At 60.3% G+C, this 19,516-nt stretch carries 16 protein-coding genes and 1 pseudogene; 8 read left to right on the plus strand and 9 right to left on the minus strand.

The genetic code is table 11. The annotated features are described in order from the left end of the window. Window positions 1-154: 154 nt before the first annotated feature. A complete protein-coding gene (gene sbcB / locus HKK52_RS27675) occupies window positions 155-1,585 on the plus strand; it encodes an exodeoxyribonuclease I (RefSeq protein ID WP_169373387.1) in 1,431 nt (476 codons plus the stop codon). A gap of 98 nt (window positions 1,586-1,683) precedes the next feature. On the opposite strand, the gene mvaT is transcribed toward sbcB, so the two are convergent. Next, complete coding sequence (mvaT, locus tag HKK52_RS27680; RefSeq protein ID WP_007933316.1) at window positions 1,684-2,061, minus strand: histone-like nucleoid-structuring protein MvaT; 378 nt, start codon at window positions 2,059-2,061, stop codon at window positions 1,684-1,686. 339 nt (window positions 2,062-2,400) lie between these two features. Here mvaT and purU point away from each other — a divergent pair, with 339 nt between their 5' ends. Both purU and HKK52_RS27690 read left to right on the plus strand, forming a co-directional pair. After that, the gene (purU, locus tag HKK52_RS27685; protein ID WP_169373388.1) at window positions 2,401-3,249 is read left to right on the plus strand and encodes a formyltetrahydrofolate deformylase; all 849 of its coding nucleotides are present in this window, start codon (window positions 2,401-2,403) and stop codon (window positions 3,247-3,249) included. A gap of 64 nt (window positions 3,250-3,313) precedes the next feature. After that, entirely contained in the window at window positions 3,314-3,490 is a 177-nt protein-coding gene (locus HKK52_RS27690) for a hypothetical protein (RefSeq protein ID WP_169373389.1), read from the plus strand. Here HKK52_RS27690 and HKK52_RS27695 read toward each other — a convergent pair. The 5 genes and pseudogenes from HKK52_RS27695 to HKK52_RS33075 all read right to left on the minus strand — a co-directional run. Next, window positions 3,477-4,472 carry a lysylphosphatidylglycerol synthase transmembrane domain-containing protein gene (locus tag HKK52_RS27695; RefSeq protein ID WP_169373390.1) on the minus strand — a complete coding sequence of 332 codons (996 nt, stop codon included), beginning with the start codon at window positions 4,470-4,472 and terminating at the stop codon, window positions 3,477-3,479. The genes HKK52_RS27690 and HKK52_RS27695 overlap by 14 nt on opposite strands. After that, window positions 4,469-5,245, minus strand: coding sequence for a DUF2334 domain-containing protein (locus HKK52_RS27700; protein ID WP_169373391.1), 777 nt, complete (start codon window positions 5,243-5,245; stop codon window positions 4,469-4,471). Before HKK52_RS27700 ends, HKK52_RS27695 begins: the two co-directional genes overlap by 4 nt. After that, the gene (locus HKK52_RS27705; protein ID WP_169373392.1) at window positions 5,238-6,359 is read right to left on the minus strand and encodes a glycosyltransferase family 4 protein; all 1,122 of its coding nucleotides are present in this window, start codon (window positions 6,357-6,359) and stop codon (window positions 5,238-5,240) included. Before HKK52_RS27705 ends, HKK52_RS27700 begins: the two co-directional genes overlap by 8 nt. 169 nt (window positions 6,360-6,528) lie before the next feature. After that, a complete protein-coding gene (locus HKK52_RS33070; RefSeq protein WP_375538741.1) occupies window positions 6,529-7,293 on the minus strand; it encodes a methyl-accepting chemotaxis protein in 765 nt (254 codons plus the stop codon). A gap of 93 nt (window positions 7,294-7,386) precedes the next feature. Then, a pseudogene (locus HKK52_RS33075) lies at window positions 7,387-8,418 on the minus strand (HAMP domain-containing protein); the annotation flags it as partial. Window positions 8,419-8,605: 187 nt separating this feature from the next. Here HKK52_RS33075 and HKK52_RS27715 point away from each other — a divergent pair. After that, window positions 8,606-10,093, plus strand: a complete 1,488-nt coding sequence (locus HKK52_RS27715) for a helicase HerA-like domain-containing protein (protein ID WP_169373394.1) — start codon at window positions 8,606-8,608, stop codon at window positions 10,091-10,093. 105 nt (window positions 10,094-10,198) lie between these two features. Here the strand turns inward: HKK52_RS27715 and HKK52_RS27720 are convergent, their stop codons facing one another. Then, window positions 10,199-10,654 (minus strand): DUF721 domain-containing protein, encoded by a 456-nt coding sequence (locus HKK52_RS27720; protein ID WP_054613720.1) that lies wholly within the window; start codon window positions 10,652-10,654, stop codon window positions 10,199-10,201. Window positions 10,655-10,961: 307 nt separating this feature from the next. Here HKK52_RS27720 and secA point away from each other — a divergent pair, with 307 nt between their 5' ends. From secA to HKK52_RS27740, 4 genes are all read left to right on the plus strand, one after another. After that, entirely contained in the window at window positions 10,962-13,697 is a 2,736-nt protein-coding gene (gene secA / locus HKK52_RS27725) for a preprotein translocase subunit SecA (protein ID WP_169373395.1), read from the plus strand. Between the two features lie 121 nt (window positions 13,698-13,818). After that, window positions 13,819-15,036 (plus strand): bifunctional glutamate N-acetyltransferase/amino-acid acetyltransferase ArgJ, encoded by a 1,218-nt coding sequence (gene argJ, locus HKK52_RS27730; protein WP_169373396.1) that lies wholly within the window; start codon window positions 13,819-13,821, stop codon window positions 15,034-15,036. A 135-nt stretch (window positions 15,037-15,171) separates the two neighbouring features. Next, window positions 15,172-15,804, plus strand: coding sequence for a glutathione S-transferase family protein (locus HKK52_RS27735; RefSeq protein ID WP_169373397.1), 633 nt, complete (start codon window positions 15,172-15,174; stop codon window positions 15,802-15,804). Then, complete coding sequence (locus tag HKK52_RS27740; protein ID WP_169373398.1) at window positions 15,801-16,745, plus strand: Nudix family hydrolase; 945 nt, start codon at window positions 15,801-15,803, stop codon at window positions 16,743-16,745. The genes HKK52_RS27735 and HKK52_RS27740 overlap by 4 nt, the downstream gene beginning before the upstream one ends. Window positions 16,746-16,855: 110 nt before the next feature. Here HKK52_RS27740 and HKK52_RS27745 read toward each other — a convergent pair whose 3' ends face one another. Next, window positions 16,856-17,437, minus strand: a complete 582-nt coding sequence (locus HKK52_RS27745; protein ID WP_169373399.1) for a cob(I)yrinic acid a,c-diamide adenosyltransferase — start codon at window positions 17,435-17,437, stop codon at window positions 16,856-16,858. 3 nt (window positions 17,438-17,440) lie between these two features. Further along, the gene (locus HKK52_RS27750; RefSeq protein ID WP_169373400.1) at window positions 17,441-19,477 is read right to left on the minus strand and encodes a sensor histidine kinase; all 2,037 of its coding nucleotides are present in this window, start codon (window positions 19,475-19,477) and stop codon (window positions 17,441-17,443) included. Window positions 19,478-19,516: the final 39 nt, after the last annotated feature.

A 19,516-nucleotide genomic window follows, 5' to 3' on the forward strand; every position in this document is an offset into this window, starting at 1 on the left:
TCAATATTGCGCAGATGCTAGCAGCCTCTTGGGGGAAAACGACATAACTATGTATTGCATGATGCAAAGCCAGAAGTGATTGAATGACAAGAGGACTGGCCGCGGCGACTTGTCTGCGCCTAGACTTCGCCGGTCTTAAGTACAGGAACAGCCCGTGACCTCCATCTTCTGGTACGACTATGAAACCACTGGCATCAATCCCCGTTGCGACCGGCCGTTGCAAGTGGCGGGGATTCGCACCGATTTCGAACTCAATGAAATAGACGCGCCGGTCAATCTGTATTGCCAGCCCAGTGACGACATCCTGCCGCACCCGGCCGCCTGCGCGATCACCGGCATCACCCCCAGTCGTCTGGCCGAGCAAGGCTTGAGCGAAGCCGACTTCATGACCCGGGTGCATGCCCAGCTCGCGGCCCCCGGTACCTGCGGGGCGGGTTACAACACCTTGCGTTTCGACGACGAGATGACCCGCTACAGCCTCTATCGAAACTTTTTCGACCCGTATGCGCGGGAGTGGCAAGGCGGCAACAGTCGTTGGGACCTGATCGATGTAGTGCGCGCAGCGTATGCCTTGCGCCCCGATGGCCTGGTCTGGCCCACGGATGACGAAGGGCGGGTGACGCTCAAGCTCGACCGCCTGACGGTCGCCAATAACATCGACCACGGCAATGCCCACGAAGCCTTGTCGGATGTGCGCGCGACCATCGCCCTGGCTCGTTTGATTCGCGAGAAACAACCGAAGTTGTATGACTGGCTGTTCCAGTTGCGCAGCAAACAAAAGGTCATGGATCAGGTTCGACTGATGCAGCCGATGGTGCACATCTCCGGGCGGTTTTCGGCGGCGCGCAGTTATATCGGCGTGGTACTGCCCCTGGCCTGGCATCCACGTAACAAGAACGCGCTGATTGTCTGTGACTTGCACCTCGACCCTCAGGGTTTACTGGATCTGGATGCCGAAACGCTGCGCCAGCGGTTGTATACCCGCCGCGATGAGTTGGTCGAAGGCGAACTGCCGGTGCCGCTCAAACTCATTCACATCAATAAATGCCCGGTGGTGGCGCCGCTGTCGGTACTGCGTCCTGAAGATCAGCAACGCCTGGGGCTGGATATGGCGCTATATCAGGCGCGGGCGCTGCGGCTAAGTGACGCACAACAAGTTTGGCGAGATAAAGTCATGGCGATTTATGCCAGCGAAGCTTTTGCTGCCAGTCAGGATCCGGAGCAACAGTTATACGACGGCTTTATCGGCGATCGGGATCGGCGTCTATGTGAGCAAGTCCGGGCCGCAGACCCGGCGCAATTAGCGCAACAACAATGGCCGTTCGATGATGAACGTTTACCTGAATTATTGTTTCGATACCGCGCACGCAACTTCCCGGACACGTTGAATTTCGAAGAGCAAGAACGCTGGCGGATGTTTTGTCAGCAACGTTTGTCCGCTGCGGAATGGGGCGCGCCAAATACCCTCGAATCTTTTGCGCAAGCGGCGGCACAATTGGCGAATAGCGCTACATCGTTTCAGCAAGAGGTGCTGAATGAATGGCAGCATTATGTCCAGGGATTACGCAAACGTTTGAGTCTTTGAAATGCAATGATTGAAGTCTGAATGCCAGGCATAAAAAAACGCCAGCATCCGCTGGCGTTATTTTTTGTCGCAGAATTAATCTGCGGCAGGCGTGCGGCTTAGCCCAGCAGGGTAGCCCAGCCTTCAACCACATCACCGCCCCACTTGGCTTTCCACTCTTTCAGAGTCTTGTGGTTGCCACCTTTGGTTTCGATGACTTCGCCGTTGTGCGGGTTTTTGTATTGTTTAACTTTGCGAGCACGCTTGGTGCCAGTAGTTTTTACTGCGCCGCCGCGTGGTGCTTTGGTTTTGGACTCTGGATCCAGCAGCGCGATGATGTCACGCAGGGATTTGGAGTACTCGCCCATCAGGGTGCGCAGTTTGCCTTCGAATTCCAGCTCGGTTTGCAGTTTGTCGTCTTGGGACAGATTCTTCAAACGGGCTTGCAGCTCTTTGATAGCTTCTTCGGTGGCGCGGTATTCGTTGATCAAGGACATTGAGGACTACCTTATGTAGGACGCAGGATGGCAGGGACAGTGCGGCAATAATAGTCAGGGTGTTTCATCAAGTAAACATTTAACCGAAGTTTTATTTAAATGAGTTGCGGTGAATAGGGCATGAACTCGATGTGCAGTTAAATAGTGTGACGCAGTCAACACAGATATTCACAAATGAGTGCTTGAACATGGTCTGCAACAGCACCATCGCGCTGGCGCGTGACGCTGACCGAACCCGGGCCGTTGGCCGATGTGCAGGGTGACCCGTCATCAATACTGCAGTTTTGCTGCGCAATCGCTAGAATGGCGGCCTTTGCGAAGTTCTGGAGTTTGACCCTCATGCGCACTTTTCGGCTGGTGATTGCTTGCCCGGACCGCGTCGGTATCGTTGCTAAAGTCAGTAACTTTCTGGCGTCACATAACGGCTGGATCACTGAAGCGAGCCATCACTCGGATAATCTCAGTGGCTGGTTCTTCATGCGTCACGAAATTCGTGCCGATTCGCTGCCTTTTGGTATTGAAGCTTTCCGCGAAGCCTTTGCGCCGATCGCCGAAGAGTTCTCGATGAACTGGCGTATTACCGATACCGCGCAGAAAAAACGCGTGGTACTGATGGCCAGCCGTGAGTCTCATTGCCTGGCGGACTTGCTGCACCGCTGGCACAGCGATGAACTGGACTGCGAAATTTCCTGCGTGATTTCCAACCATGACGACTTGCGCAGCATGGTCGAGTGGCACGGCATTCCGTACTACCACGTGCCGGTCAACCCGCAGGACAAAGAGCCAGCGTTTGCCGAAGTCTCGCGCCTGGTCAAACTGCACGATGCCGAAGTGGTGGTACTGGCCCGTTACATGCAGATTCTGCCGCCGGCGTTGTGCAGCGAATATGCCCACAAGGTCATCAACATTCACCACAGCTTCCTGCCGTCGTTCGTCGGGGCCAAGCCGTATCACCAGGCGTCCCTGCGTGGCGTGAAGTTGATCGGTGCCACGTGCCACTACGTCACCGAAGAGCTGGACGCCGGTCCGATCATCGAGCAGGACGTGGTGCGTGTCAGCCACAGCGACAGCATCGAAGACATGGTGCGCTTCGGCCGCGACGTCGAGAAGATGGTGTTGGCCCGTGGCCTGCGTTATCACCTGGAAGACCGGGTGCTGGTACACGGCAACAAAACCGTCGTGTTCTAAACTACGCAATGATCGTTCCCACGCTCGGCGTGGGAACGATCTGTGTAGCGAGAGGATATTGACCATGGCCGATCCACTGGACAAAGCCACTTCCAAGGCGCCTGCCACCTTGGGCGAGGGGTGTTTGAGTCGCTATGACCCGGATGACATGAGCCCTGAAGACGGCACCGAATTCCCCGGCGCCGCCGAGTTGTGGGAGCAGTTGCAAGAAGAGTCCGACGACAAACCTAAGCCTGCTTGAACTTCATCAACTTCTTGAGCAGCGGCCGCCCCAGCATCAGCAAGAACACCGGCCCGCCGACCACCAGGTAAAAGTAATACGTCACTGCCCGCCAGATCAGGATCGCCGCCGCTGCGGTGGATTTCCCCACCATCGGCGCCAACAATGCCGCCGACGTCAATTCCGCCGCGCCGGCTCCACCCGGCAACAGGCTGAATTGCCCCGCACCCAACGAGAGCATCTGGATCAGAAAGCTCCACGCCCATTGCAAGTCCGCCCCGAGCCCGCGTAACGCCAGGTACAGCACGCTATAGCGCAGCAGCCAATGCACGCAGGTCAAGGCAAACACCTTGGCCAGTGTCTGAACGGGTAACTTCAACGTGTCAGTGAACGCCGCCAGGAAATGCAGGAGTTTGCGTGCCCAGCGCAGGCGAGTGGTGGTTTTGACATTCAGGCGCGCCAGCAACCGGCCGCCCAGTCGGATCAGCAGTCGGTGGTAGCGAGCCACTACCACGCAGCTGACCAGCCCGCCAAACAGCGAGACGGCGCTGACCATCAGCAGCCACTCCATGCGCTGGCTCAGGTGCTGGAACAGCGCGTAAATCAGAATCCCGCTCAGGGCACAGAGGAAAAACAGCAGATCGCTCAACTGGTCCATGGCAAACACCGCGCTGCCCCTGGCCGGGCGCACGCCGTTACGCGCCAGCAGGGCCATGATGGTCAGCGGTCCGCCACTGCCGCCGGGCGTGGCGCAGTAGGCAAACTCGGCGGCCATCACCACGCCGAGGCTTTTGAGGCGGCTGACCTTATCCCGCTGATCGCCCAGCAACAGGCGCAAGCGCATGGTATTGACCACCCAGCACAGCAAAATCATGCCGAACATGATCAGCAGCCCGCTCAGCGGAAAGCTTTGCAGGCGCGACCAGGTTTCGTTGCCGCCCAGCACCAACGGAATCAGCACCGCCGCCAGCAGGGCGAGAAACAGCAGAATCCCCCGACTCATGCGGCGCGGCCGATGCGGTCTTGATGCAGGGTCAGCCAGTTGGCCTTGGTCATTGGCACACGGCCCTCGTCGAGTAAGCGTTTAAGAGTTTGCAGCCAATAATCACGGGAAAATCGGTGACGCATGTCCACCGGGTGCAGGCCAAGGCGGATCACTGGCGCATGCTGCCAGCGTTGTTGCCGTTGCTCGCTGACGATTTTCGATAGCCCGCGGCGCCAGGCACTGCGCGCACTCCAGACCAGCCCGGGGGCGTCGATCGCCGTGAAGTCGGGCAGACAATACAGATGTTGCGGGTCGCTGGTGTAACTCAATGGCAACTGTCGCAAGGCCTGGCGTGTTCCTTCGCTCATCAGCCAGGCAGGGGCGACAAAGCCTTTGAGCGGCCAATTGTAACGGTGAAACCGTTCGATGCCAGCACGCAGGCGGGCGAGGGCTGCTGCTTGAGACAAACTGTAGAACTCGCCTTCGTGGGTGTAGATGCGGCGCATGAACCAGTCTCGAGGTGTCGTCGCCGCCGGGCTGTCGTCGCAATGAAAGTAGCCGTGCAAGGCCAGTTCGTCACCCCGGTCGACGCGACCGCTCAGCATCCGGCGAAATCCCGGATGAGCCTCCAGATCGTTGTGTTTATGAAAATCGGGAACCACCAGCCAGGTCATCGGCACCGCGCCCAGCGCATCGACGGCTTCGACGAAAGGCTGGTAATCGGCCCAAGTCTGCGGAGCCACGTCGTGCAGCACCAACAACAGGGCGGGTGGCAGCGGGGGCTCAGCCATTGGCGGTCAGCGGCCAGGGATCGCCGAGCACGGCGTGATAATGGCCCAACAGGCTGTTGACCACCGCGTCCCAGGCGTAATGCCGTTCCACATGCTGGCGGGCCTGCTCGCCCAGCGTGACGCTGCCACGGCTGAACAATTCGCGTACTGCATTGGCCATGGCCAAGGGATTGTTGGGCGCGCAGAGCAGGCCGCAGTGATCGGGGACAATTTCCTTGAAGGCCCCGGCCGCCACGGCCACCACCGGAATGCCGCTGGCCATGGCTTCGAGGATCACCAGGCCGAAGGTTTCCTGATCGCCGGCGTGCAGCAGCGCATCGGCACTGGCCATCAAGCGCGCGACCTGGGTCGCCGGGCAGAACTCATCGATCACCGTGACGTTGTCTGGTACTTGGGCCGGCATCGATGAACCGACCAGCAGCAAGTGATAGCGCGGCCCCAGGCGTTTCATGCAATTGAGCAACACCGGCAGGTTCTTCTCCTTGGAGCCGCGGCCGGCGAAGATCAGCAGCCGGGTGTCTTCGGCAATCCCCAGTTCGGCCCGAAGTTCCGGGTCCCGGGCACTCGGGTTGAAGGTTTGCAGGTCGACGCCCAGCGGCTGCACGAAGACATTGCGCACCCCCAGGCCAGTCAGTTTGTCCGCCATGACCTGGCTCGGCGCCAGCACCCGGTCGAAGTTGCCATAGAGCTTGCTGACATAAGCCTCGACATTGGTGGTCACCCAATTGCCCATGCGATTGCTGACCAGCAGCGGCAAATCCGAGTGATAAAAGCCAATCACCGGCACATCCAGTTGCCGTCGGGCATCCAGCGCCGCCCAGGCAGTGAGATAGGGGTCGCCGACTTCAATAAGATCGGGCTGCAGACCCTGCAGAACATTGCGCCAAGGCGCGAGACGGAGGGGGAAGCGATAACCCTTGCCGAAGGGCAGGGCGGGGGCGGGAACCTTGTACACGCCGTCCTGTTCGCTCAGGTGCGAACCGGGTATCAGCAGGCTGTGACGAATTCCCGGCTTGACGCTCAGGCGACGGTGCTTGGCATCCAGATAAGTGCGCACGCCACCGCTGGCAGGGGCGTAGAACATGGTTATGTCAGCGATATGCACGATGAACATCCCTCCGGTCTCAGCTCTCCCTAGGTTGACCTTTATGAAGGATAGATGTTCGGTTGGGGTTTTGCGGGCGGGGTGTCAGCGAGGTGTTGCGGGGTTTTGCAGACCGCCTTCGCGGGCAAGCCTCGCTCCGTAGGAGCAAAGCTTGCTCGCGATGGCGCCCTCGAAAACGCTAAATGCGGAAACTACCCACCAACTGCTTCAACCGCGCCGCCTGCTGTTCCAGGTCCGAACACGCGCGCAAGGTCGATTGCAGGTTCTCCACGCCTTCCTGGTTCAGCGTATTGATCTCGGTAATGTCGACGTTGATCGACTCCACCACTGCCGTCTGTTCCTCGGTCGCCGTGGCCACCGACTGGTTCATCCCGTCGATCTCGCCGATGCGCAGGGTCACGCTGTTCAGGCGTTCGCCGGCCAGGTTGGCGATTTCCACGCTGTCCTGGCTGTGGCGCTGGCTTTCGCTCATGGTGCTGACGGATTCGCGGGCGCCGACTTGCAGCTCCTCGATCATGGTCTGCACCTGTTGTGCCGATTCCTGGGTGCGGTGCGCCAGGTTGCGCACTTCGTCGGCCACTACGGCAAACCCGCGCCCGGCTTCACCGGCACGCGCCGCTTCAATCGCCGCGTTGAGCGCCAGCAGGTTGGTTTGCTGGGAAATGCTGGTGATCACTTCCAGAATCTGCCCGATGTTCACGGTTTTGCTGTTCAGCGATTCGATATTGGTGCTCGACGCGCTGAGCATGCTCGACAGTTGATTCATCGCCTTGATGCTGCGATCCACCACTTGCTGGCCGTCTTCGGCCAGGCTGCGCGCATCGCTGGCCTGGTTCGACGCTTGCGCGGCGTTGCGCGCAATTTCCTGGGCGGCGGCACCGAGCTGGTTGATTGCGGCGGCCACGCTGTTGGTACGCGAGGCTTGCTGGTCGGAGTTGAACATCGACGAGTTCGAGGCCGCGACCACACGCAAGGCGACTTCGTTGACCTGGCCGGTAGCCGAGGACACTTCGCGGATCGAGGTATGAATCCGTTCCACGAAGCGGTTGAACGCGGTGCCGAGAATGCCGAATTCGTCATTGTTCTGGATGGTCAGGCGTTTGGTCAGGTCGCCTTCACCATCGGCGATGTCTTCCATGGCGCGGGTCATGACATTCAACGGCTGGATCAGGATGCGGATCAGCATGCCGAGCAGGGCGATGATGATGGCCACGGCGATGATCGTGGCAACCACCGCCGAGGCACGGAATTCGCTGAGCATGGCGAAAGCCTTGTCCTTGTCCACCGACAGGCCGATGTACCAGTTGACCGATGGCAGGCCTTTGATCGGGGTAAAGGTCACGATGCGAGTCTTGCCCTCGACGTCCACTTCACTGAAATCGCTGCTGATGCGCGGGGTGTTTTTCGGGTAGGCCTCGCTCAGGGATTTCATCACCAGGGCTTTGTCCGGGTGTACCAGGATCTTGCCGTCGGCGCTGACCAGGAAGGCATAACCCATGCCGTCGAAGTCCCGGGCGCTGAGGGTGTCGATCAGAGTTTGCAGACTCAGGTCGCCGCCCACCACGCCCACGCTCTGTCCGGCCTTTTTCGAGGCGGTGGCGATGGAGATGATGGTCTGGCCGGTGGCCGCGTCGATGTACGGTTCGGTCAGGGTCGCGGTGCTGCTGCTTTCGGCGCCTTTGTACCAAGGGCGGACCCTAGGATCGAAGCCGTCAGGCATTTTCACATCCGGGCGGATGCTGAAGTGGCCGGTGGCGTCACCGAGGTAGGACGCCATGAACGTCGACGTCAGGGCTTTCTGCTCAAGCAGGCTGGCAACGGTGGACTGTTCAGGGTTGATGGCGATGTTTTGCGCCAGGTTGTCGATCAACAGGATACGACCGGCCAGCCAGGTTTGAATGTTGCTGGCGGTGACCTCGCCCATTTCGTTGAGGTAGTTGTCCAGGTCTTCGCGAATCGCATTGCGCTGCAAATAGTCGTTGTACAGCGTGAACGAGGCAAAGGCAGCAATGACGATCAGGGCGGCGGCAAGCAGTATCTTATGGCTGAAACGCAGATTTTTGTTCATGGCTTGGGGTGTCCGCTAAGGTCTTAATGTCCAGGGCGTGCTTTTATAAAGGCGCGCAAAATGGGCGGTGTTGAAAGTAAGCTGATATTCCGTCTCTCCTTAGGGAATTACCGACGCTCTTTTCAGTCTGGTCTCTCGCCTCTTTTTATCGGCCGTGCAGGATCAAAGATTAACCATGGGTGACAAAATGCCTGACTCATCGCAACTCGTTATCGGCGCCGACCTCGCGGGGCAGCCGATCGCCCAGGCCATGCGCCTGGCGAACCGTCACGGTCTGGTCGCGGGCGCGACCGGCACCGGCAAGACCGTCACCTTGCAGCGCCTGGCCGAAGCGTTTAGTGATGCCGGCGTGGCGGTGTTCGCTGCTGACATCAAGGGCGACCTGTGCGGCCTCGGCGCCGCCGGTAACCCGCAAGGCAAGGTCGCCGAGCGGATCGCCGGGATGCCGTGGCTGAACTACAAGCCTCAGGCGTATCCGGTGACGCTGTGGGACATTCACGGTGAGTCCGGTCATCCATTGCGCACCACCCTGAGCGAAATGGGCCCGCTGCTGATCGGCGCGTTGCTGGAATTGACCGACAGCCAGCAATCGGCGCTGTACGCCGCGTTCAAGGTCGCGGACCGCGAAGGCCTGTTGCTGCTGGATCTCAAGGATTTGAAAGCGCTGCTCAATCACTTGCGCGACAACCCGCAATTGCTCGGCGAAGACGCGGCTTTGATGACCACCGGTTCCAGCCAGGCGCTGTTGCGGCGGCTGGCAACCCTGGAACAGCAGGGCGCCGAAGCCTTGTTCGGCGAGCCGGCGCTGCAACTCGAAGACATCCTGCAACCGGCCGCCGATGGCCGCGGGCGCATTCACCTGCTCGATGCCAGTCGTCTGGTGCACGAAGCGCCGAAGGTCTACGCGACGTTCCTGCTGTGGCTGCTGGCGGAATTGTTCGAACAACTGCCAGAGCGCGGCGATGCCGACAAACCACTGCTGGCGCTGTTTTTCGACGAAGCGCACTTGCTGTTCGCCGACACGCCCAAGGCGTTACAAGAGCGTCTGGAGCAAGTGGTGCGCTTGATTCGTTCCAAGGGCGTGGGTGTGTATTTCGTCACCCAGTCGCCGGGGGATTTGCCGGACGACGTGCTGGCCCAGCTTGGTCTGCGGGTCCAGCACGGCTTGCGGGCGTTCACGGCCAAGGAACAGAAGTCCTTGCGTGCCGTGGCGGATGGCTTCCGGCCGAATCCGGCGTTTGATGCCTTGTCGGTGTTGACCGAGCTGGGGATCGGCGAGGCGCTGGTCGGTACTTTGCAGGAGAAGGGCACGCCGGAGATGGTCCAGCGGGTGTTGGTGGCGCCGCCGCAGTCGCGGATCGGGCCGTTGACCGAAACCGAACGCACCATGCTGATTGCCGGGTCGCCGTTCAAGGGGCGTTATGACAAGCCGGTCGACCGCGAATCGGCGTATGAAGTGTTGATGGGACGTAAGGGCTTGGCGCCGGAGGCTGAAGCTGTACCGGGCAAACCGGTCGCTGAAGAGCCGAGCTTCACCGACAAGGCCGGGGAATTCCTCGGCACGGCGGCGGGGCAGGCGCTGAAATCGGCCATGCGACAGGCGGCGAATCAATTGGGCCGACAGTTGGTGCGCGGGTTGATGGGCTCATTGCTCGGAGGCAGCAAACGCCGTTGAATACCTGAATGGCCATAATCAATGTAGGAGCGAGGCTCGCCCGCGAAGCTTTTGGCGTCCTCAAGGACCTCTTCGCGGGCAAGCCTCGCTCCTACAGGATGTGTGTCAATCCTTGGGTTTGGCGTGCGCCGCCAGGCGCTCCAGCGCTGCCCGCAAATTCGGATCGCTGATCCCGTCGGCCGTCGCCTGAATGGTCGCACCCGCATCGCTGGATAAACTGATGGTATGCCCCGCCGCGCCCTGCTGGACGGTTGGCGGTTGCACCTTGAACAGGATCCGGGTCAAGCTGGCAAACTCGTCAAACAACTGCAGTTGCCGTTGCAGACGCTTTTGCTGGTAACGCAGGCGGGTGGCCCAATGACCGTCGGTGACAATCAGCAACAAACTGCCTTCGCGCCACGACGCCACATGGCAGTGCTCGCGCGCGGCGGGTTGCAGTTGGCTTTCCACCAGACGCTGCAAATGACCCAGGCGTTGAGCCTGGCCAAAGATGGCTTTCAGCGGTTTGGCTTCGCGAAGCAGAACGGCGGGTGCTCTGGCCGTGAGAGGGCGAAATGCCATGATCAGACACCTGAAGTAACAGAGCGGCCATGGTAGCAGAAAGCACTCGATGAGCCTGACCCATTGCTTTGCGAGCGCTTTACCCATTAAATCAACAAGTAACTTCTGCCTCGAGTGGGTTGAAGTTCAGCAAAAAGCCCTTATTTTAAGTGAGCCCCGTAACAGCGCAGTGCATGCATCGTGGAATAACGCCACTTTCCTCACCATCGTTTCCGGGTAGAATGCTCGTTCGCATGCGGCCATGAGGGCTGCTCGGGCGACTCACGGGGCCGCCCTCCATCCCTTTAGTGTGGAAGATCCTGCCGATATGTTTGCGCCTTTGTTAAAGAAACTTTTTGGAAGCAAGAACGAGCGTGAAGTCAAACGCATGCTCAAGACGGTGCAACTCGTCAATGCCTTCGAAGAGCAAATGGTGGCCCTTTCGGACGATCAATTGCGTGCCAAGACTGATGAGTTCAAGGCCCGCATCGCCAAAGGGGAATCCCTCGACAAGCTGTTGCCAGAAGCCTTTGCGGTCGCCCGCGAAGCCGGCAAGCGTGTCATGGGTATGCGCCACTTCGACGTCCAGTTGATCGGCGGCATGACCTTGCATGAAGGCATGATCGCGGAAATGCGTACCGGTGAAGGCAAGACCCTGGTGGCCACACTGGGCGTTTACCTGAACGCGCTGTCCGGCAAAGGCGTGCACGTTGTTACCGTGAACGACTACCTGGCCCGTCGTGACGCCAACTGGATGCGTCCGCTCTACGAATTCCTCGGCATGACCGTCGGCGTGGTCACGCCATTCCAGCCGCCGGAAGAGAAACGCCTGGCGTACGCTGCCGACATTACCTACGGCACCAACAACGAATTCGGTTTCGACTACCTGCGCGACAACATGGCGTTCAGCATGGAAGAAAAATTCCAGCGCGAACTCAATTTTGCCGTGATCGACGAAGTCGACTCCATCCTCATCGACGAAGCCCGTACGCCGCTGATCATTTCCGGTCAGGCCGAAGACAGCTCCAAAATGTATGTCGAGATCAATAAACTGATCCCGCAACTGGAACTGCACGTCGAAGAAGTCGAAGGCGAAGTCACCAAGGCTGGCCACTACACCGTTGACGAGAAGACCCGTCAGGTCGAGCTCAACGAAGCCGGTCACCAGTTCATCGAAGACATGCTGACCCGCGTCGGCCTGCTGGCGGAAGGCGAGAGCCTGTACTCGTCGCATAACCTGGGCCTGCTGACCCACGTGTATGCCGGCCTGCGTGCGCACAAGCTGTTCCACCGCAACATCGAATACATCGTGCAGGACGGTCAGGTTGTCCTGGTCGACGAACACACCGGCCGTACCATGCCGGGCCGTCGTTTGTCCGAAGGCCTGCACCAGGCTATCGAAGCCAAGGAAAACCTGAACATCCAGGCCGAAAGTCAGACCCTGGCCTCGACCACGTTCCAGAACTACTTCCGTCTGTACAACAAGTTGTCCGGCATGACCGGTACCGCGGACACCGAAGCGTTCGAATTCCACCAGATCTACGGTCTGTCGGTGATGGTTATCCCGCCGAACAAACCGCTGGCGCGTAAAGACTACAACGACCTGGTGTTCCTCACCGCGGACGAGAAGTACGCGGCCATCGTTGCCGACATCAAGGAATGCATGACCCAGGGCCGTCCGGTGCTGGTGGGTACTGCGACCATTGAAACGTCCGAGCACATGTCCAGCCTGCTGGTCAAAGAAGGCATCGAACACAAGGTCCTGAACGCCAAGTTCCACGAAAAAGAAGCCGAGATCATCGCCCAGGCCGGTCGCCCAGGCGCACTGACCATCGCCACCAACATGGCCGGTCGTGGTACCGACATTCTGTTGGGCGGTAACTGGGAAGTGGAAGTGGCTTCGCTGGAAGACCCGACCCCTGAGCAAATCGCCCAGATCAAGGCCGACTGGCAGAAACGTCACCAGCAAGTGCTGGAGTCCGGCGGCCTGCAGGTGATCGCCTCCGAGCGTCACGAATCGCGTCGTATCGACAACCAGCTGCGTGGTCGTGCCGGTCGCCAGGGCGACGCCGGTTCCAGCCGCTTCTACCTGTCGCTGGAAGACAGCCTGATGCGCATCTTCGCCTCTGACCGGGTGAAGAACTTCATGAAGGCCCTGGGCATGCAGTCCGGTGAAGCGATCGAGCACCGCATGGTGACCAACGCCATCGAGAAGGCTCAGCGCAAGGTTGAAGGCCGCAACTTCGACATTCGTAAGCAACTGCTTGAGTTCGATGACGTCAACAACGAACAGCGCAAAGTGATCTATCACATGCGTAACAGTTTGTTGGCTGCCGACAACATTGGCGAAACCATCGCCGATTTCCGTCAGGACGTGCTCAACGCGACTGTCAGCGCGCACATTCCACCGCAATCTCTGCCTGAGCAGTGGGACGTGGCCGGTCTGGAAGCTGCCTTGCAGAGCGACTTCGGTGTGGCGCTGCCGATCCAGCAATGGCTCGACGAAGACGATCACCTGTACGAAGAAACCCTGCGCGAGAAGCTCATGACCGAGCTGCTGGCGGCTTACAACGAGAAAGAAGAAGCGGCCAGCGCCGAAGCGCTGCGCTCCTTCGAGAAGCAAATCGTCCTGCGCGTACTCGACGACCTGTGGAAAGACCACCTGTCGACCATGGATCACCTGCGTCACGGCATCCACTTGCGTGGTTATGCGCAGAAGAACCCGAAGCAAGAGTACAAGCGCGAGTCGTACACGCTGTTCTCCGAGCTGCTGGATTCGATCAAGCGCGACTCGATCCGTGTGCTGTCCCACGTTCAGGTTCGCCGCGAAGATCCGGAAGCAGAAGAGCAACGCCTGCGTCAGGAAGCCGAGGCACTGGCGGCGCGCATGCAGTTCCAGCACGACGAAGCGCCGGGTCTTGAGCAGCCTGAGCTGCTCGGTGAAGAGGTCGATGTTGCCCTCGCCACCGCGCCGGTCCGCAACGAACAGAAGCTGGGCCGTAACGAACTGTGCTACTGCGGTTCGGGCAAGAAATTCAAGCATTGCCACGGGCAGATCCAGTAAAACCCGTTTCAATCGCTGAAATACCCGCGCCGCGACCGGCATCAGCCGTCGCGGCGTTTTGCCATTTAAACCACCGACGCTGCGACGCCGGTGCTGACATCATTTATTAAGGAGCGCATTCATGGCTGTTGGTCTTGGTCCTTTGCCAACGTTGCACCCGGTTGCCGGTTTTGAACTCGGTATCGCCTCGGCCGGCATCAAGCGCCCTGGGCGCAAGGATGTCGTGGTCATGCGCTGCGCCGAAGGTTCCACGGTCGCGGGCGTGTTCACCCTCAACGCCTTTTGCGCCGCTCCCGTGATCCTGGCCAAGCAACGAGTGCAAGGCCCGGTGCGCTACCTGCTGACCAACACTGGCAATGCCAACGCCGGCACCGGCGAACCGGGCCTGGCCGCCGCCGAGCGCACCTGCGCCAAACTGGCTGAACTGACCGGCGTCGATGCCAGCCTGGTGCTGCCATATTCCACCGGTGTGATCGGCGAGCCGCTGCCGGTCGAAAAGATCGAAGGCGCGTTGCAAGCCGCCCTCGACGACCTCTCTGTGAATAACTGGGAAGCCGCCGCTACCGGCATCATGACCACCGACACCTTGCCTAAAGGTGCCAGCCGCCAGTTCCAGCATGACGGCGTGACCATCACTGTCACCGGCATCAGCAAAGGCGCAGGCATGATTCGCCCAAACATGGCGACCATGCTCGGCTACATCGCCACCGACGCCAAAGTTGCCCGCGACGTCCTGCAAAACCTGCTGCTGGACGGTGCCAACAAGTCGTTCAACCGCATCACCATCGACGGCGACACCTCGACCAACGACTGCTGCATGCTGATTGCCACCGGTCAGGCTTCGCTGCCGCAAATCACTTCCGCCAGCGGTGAGTTGTTCGCCAAGCTGAAACAGGCCGTGTTCGAAGTGTGCATGGACGTGGCCCAGGCCATCGTCCGTGACGGCGAAGGCGCGACCAAGTTCGTGACTGTTGAAGTCAACGGCGGCGGCAATCACCAGGAATGCCTGGACGTCGGCTACACCGTGGCCCACTCGCCGCTGATCAAGACCGCGCTGTTCGCCTCCGACCCGAACTGGGGCCGCATCCTCGCCGCTGTCGGCCGTGCCGGTGTGCCGAACCTGGACGTGAGCAAGATCGACGTGTTCCTCGGTGACGTGTGCATCGCCAGCCGTGGCGCTCGTGCCGAAACCTACACCGAAGCCCAGGGCTCGGCGGTGATGCAGCAGGAAGAAATCACCATCCGTATCGAGCTGGGTCGCGGCGATTGCAGCGAAACCATCTGGACCACCGACCTGTCCCACGAATACGTGAAAATCAACGCCGAATACCGCACGTAAGACCGAGTCGCGTCATTCGCGGGCAAGTCTCGCTCCTATGGATAATGTGATCTGTAGGCGCAAGGCTTGACCGCGATGACGGCCGACCAGACGCTAGAGATTCTGGCGTGCATTCCTCATCAAAAGGTCCCGAACATGAGCCTCCACCTGATCATCGGCGACAAGCTGCTTTCCTCCTGGTCCCTGCGCGGTGCACTGGCCCTCGACCTGACCGGCGCTCCCTACACCGAAGAATTGATCAAGCTCGGCCAACCGGACACCCGTGAGCGTGTACTCAAGCATTCGCCCACCGGCAAAGTCCCGCTGCTGAAAACCGAACACGGCATCATTGCCGATTCGTTGGCGATCGCCGAGTACCTGGCCGAGCAGTTTCCCGACGCCAATCTCTGGCCGAAAGACACCGCCGCCCGCGCCCAGGCCCGTTCGGCCTGCGCTCAGATGCACAGCGGCTTTTTTGCCCTGCGCAGCAACATGTCGTTCGACTTGAGCCGCGACCAGGCGCTGCCATCGACGCCGTCAGACGTTCAAGCGGAAATCGATCGCATGCTGGCGTTGTGGGCGGAATGCCGCGCCGTTGCCACCGAAACCGGCCCGTTTCTGTTTGGCGCTGCAACGCTGGCCGATGCGTTCTTCGCGCCGATTGCCGTGCGCTTGCGCACTTACCGGGTGCAGTTGCCGGCGGCCGATGAGGCTTACGTGGAAACAATTTACCAATGGCCGTTTTTCAAGGCCTGGCAGAAGGCCGGTCTTGCGGAGGTAATGCAGTGAAACGAATACACGTCGCCGCCGCCGTCATCCGTGACAGCGCTGGCAGGATTCTGATTGCCCGTCGTGCCGATACCCAGCACCAGGGCGGCCTGTGGGAGTTTCCCGGTGGCAAGGTCGAGGCTGACGAATCGGTCGAAACCGCCCTGGCCCGGGAACTTCAGGAAGAGTTGGGGATTGTCGTCGCTGCCGCGCGGCCGCTGATCAAGGTTCGCCACGACTACCCGGACAAGCAGGTATTGCTGGATGTCTGGGACGTTTCGGCGTTTACCGGCGAACCCCATGGCGCCGAAGGCCAACCGTTGGAATGGGTCGCGCCTCGCGATCTGCTGAACTACGAATTCCCGGCGGCCAACCAGCCAATCGTCGCCGCCGCCAGGTTGCCGGCGGAGTACCTGATTACCCCGGAAGACCTGGAAACCCCGGCCTTGTTGCGCGGTATCCAGAAAGCCATTGCCGGTGGCATCAAGTTGATTGTGTTGCGCGCACCCAACGGCTACGACCCGAAATACCGCGACCTGGCGGTGGACGCGGCGGGGCTGTGTGCCGGCAAGGCGCAGTTGATGATCAAAGGCCCGTTCGAGTGGCTGGGCGACTTCCCGTCCGCCGGTTGGCACATTACGGCTGCGCAATTACGCAAGTACGCGGAGAAGGGCCGACCGCTGCCGGCGTCGCGCTGGTTGGCGGCGTCCTGCCATAACGCTGAAGAATTGGCATTGGCCGAGCAGATGGACGTGGACTTTGTCACCCTGTCGCCGGTGCAACTGACCCAGACGCACCCGGATGGCGAGCCGTTGGGTTGGGAACAGGCAGCGGCCCTGATCGAAGGCTTCAGCAAACCGGTGTTCTTGTTGGGTGGCGTTGGCCCGGCGGATCGGCAGAAGGCTTGGGAAGTTGGGGCGCAGGGTGTGGCGGGGATTCGGGCGTTTTGGCCTGAGGCGTAACACCCGATCGTTCCCACGCTCTGCGTGGGAACGCCTCTGCGGACGCTCTGCGTCCGCTTTTGGGACGCGGAGCGTCCCTTGCTGCATTCCCACGCAGAGCGTGGGAATGATCAGTTAGAGGGTTTCGCCGCCGCCTGCCACAAAATCTCGGCAATCCCCTGACGTTTGGCAATCACCCGCGCCACTACAAACAACACATCCGACAACCGATTGATATACGCCAGGCCGACCCCGGCCAACGGCTCAATCGCGTTCAGATGCTGACACCGCCGCTCGGCACTGCGCGCCAGGCTTCTGCACACATGGGCTTGGGCAATCAGCGCCGAACCGCCCGGCAAAATGAAATTCTCCAGCGGCCCCAACTCTTCATTCCACACATCGATGGCCGCTTCCAGCCGTTCGATTTCCGCGACATTGAGCGCCTGATACACCGGCATCGCCAGTTCGCCGCCGAGGTCGAACAACCGATGCTGACACGGGGCCAACACTTCGATCACTTCCTGCAAGCCTGGATAAGTGGCGCTTTGCGCGGCCAATCCGGCGAGTAATACGCCGACCTGACTGTTCAGCGTATCGACTTCGCCAATGGCCTCGATCCGCGGGTGATCCTTGGGCACGCGGCGGCCATCGCCCAGGCCGGTTTCGCCTTTGTCGCCGGTGCGGGTGTAAATCTTCGACAAGCGAAAGCCCATGGGTTACCTCGGTAGCTGATTGAGTTCTTGGGAGACGAGCGGGGTGCCCGCCAACGGCAGGCGCAAGGTGAAGCAGGTGCCTTGGCCGAGGGTCGATTGCACTTCCATCTGGCCCTTGTGGTTGTTGGTGATGATGAAATACGACACCGACAGCCCAAGGCCGGTGCCCTGGCCGATTTCCTTGGTGGTGAAGAATGGCTCGAAGGTGCGTTTGCGCACGTTCTCGCTCATGCCGATGCCGTTGTCCTCGACCTGGATTTCTGCCCACGGTGGATTGAGCTTGGTGCGCAGGATGATCCGCCCGGGTTCGCGGTCGTCTCCCCGTTGGTGGATCGCCTGGGCCGCGTTTTTCAGCAAATTGAGCAGCACCTGCTCCAGTTCGTTGGCGGTACCGGGCACCGGGCCCAGCGCCGGGTCGAACTGGCGAATGATCGCCTGACCCTTGAAGTCGAAGCCGATGGCCAGGTCGAAGTCATTACCGGCGATTTCCACCGCTTGATCGATCAGCGCCGGCAGGTCGCACGGGGCCATTTGCCGGGTGCTGCGGCGGCTGAAGCTGAGCATGTGCGTGACGATTTTTGCCGCCCGCGCGCCGGCCTGCTGGATGCCATCGAGCAACTGCGGGACTTCCCGCGCTTGCAGGTACTGATTGACCGTTTCCAGCTCGATGCCGACGTGCTCGGCCTGTTCGAGGTTCTTCGGCAGGTCCGGGGACAGCCGTCGACGGATGTTTTGCACGTTGTGCAGGATCGCGCCCAACGGGTTGTTGATTTCGTGGGCCATACCGGCGGCGAGGCCACCGACCGAGAGCATTTTCTCCGACTGCACCATCATTTCTTCCAGGGACAGGCGCTGGGTGATGTCATCGATTCGAATGACCACGCCACGCCCGGCACCGCCCATCAACGGGTAGAAAGTCAGGGCGTAGTGCTTGGCTTCATCGTCCTTGATCCAGGTGACGCGCTCGATCTTGGCCACGGTGTGCTGCTCGACGGTTTGCTTGAGCTGCGGCAGAAATGGCTTGAGCGGTTCGAAGGCGAGGAAGATCGGCTGGTTCAGCGCTTCATCCAGGCGCGTGCCGGACAGGGCGCTGGCCTCCTGATTCCACTGGGTCACGTAGAGCTGCTCATCGAGGGCGATCAGCGCCGAGGGCATGGAGTCGATGATGCTGTTGAGGTAGTTCTGGAACCCGGTGAGTTTCTTTTCGATCTTGCTCCGCACCTGGACTTCCAGCTCCAGCTTGCGGTTGGTATGGCGGGTTTCTTCTGCCAGGCCCTGGGCCTGATCGTAAGCGGCCTGGGAATCGTCCCGGGCGCGTTTGAGTTGCTGCTCCCGGGCTTCAATGCGCGAGAGCATGGTGTTGAACGCCTCGGCCAGGCTGCCGATTTCGTCATGGTTGCCGCGAGAGGCGCGCAGGGCGTAGTTCTCTTCTCGGGTGACCTGTCGGGACAGTTCTTCGAGTTCGTGGATGGGGCGGGTGATCAGGCGTTTGATCTGCCGGGCGATCACCAGCCACAGCAGCACACTGAAGATCAGGATTCCCAAACTTGCGGTCAGGGTCCCGGTATAGAACGCCACCGGCAGTTCGCTGCTCGCCACCAGCAGCAGGTGGCCCGGCTCGGTGCCGGGGCGGGGCAGGGTGATGATTTGATTGCTGCGAAATTCCGTGGCTTGCCACGCTTCGATATGCCGGTAGCGCTCCGGCAACTTGAGTTTCTCGCCGTGCTGCAACTGCGCCAGACGCACGCCGTCACCGTCATACAGCGCCGCTGCGCGCAAAGGTGAATAGCTGTTGAGTTCGTTGAGCAGGCGCTCGGCGCTTTGCGGCGACTTCAGTGCCTCGGCCACCAGGCTCGGGTTGGACACCAGTCGCCCGATGGTCTGCAGGGCCTGGGGCGCCATGCTTTCCTGGGAAATGTAGTACGCGGCGCTGATGAACGTCAGGTTGGCGACCAGCAGGACAGTGATCAACAGCACCAGCAGGGCGGCCAGCAGTTTCTGGCCGACGGGAAGGTTTTCGAGGCGCTGGCGCAGTGGCATCAGGTTCATCGCTGCAAAGGAACAAGTGGCCAGCGTAGC

Origin of the sequence: Pseudomonas sp. ADAK2 (assembly GCF_012935755.1) — a bacterium.
In the GTDB taxonomy this organism is placed as follows: Bacteria; Pseudomonadota; Gammaproteobacteria; order Pseudomonadales; family Pseudomonadaceae; genus Aquipseudomonas.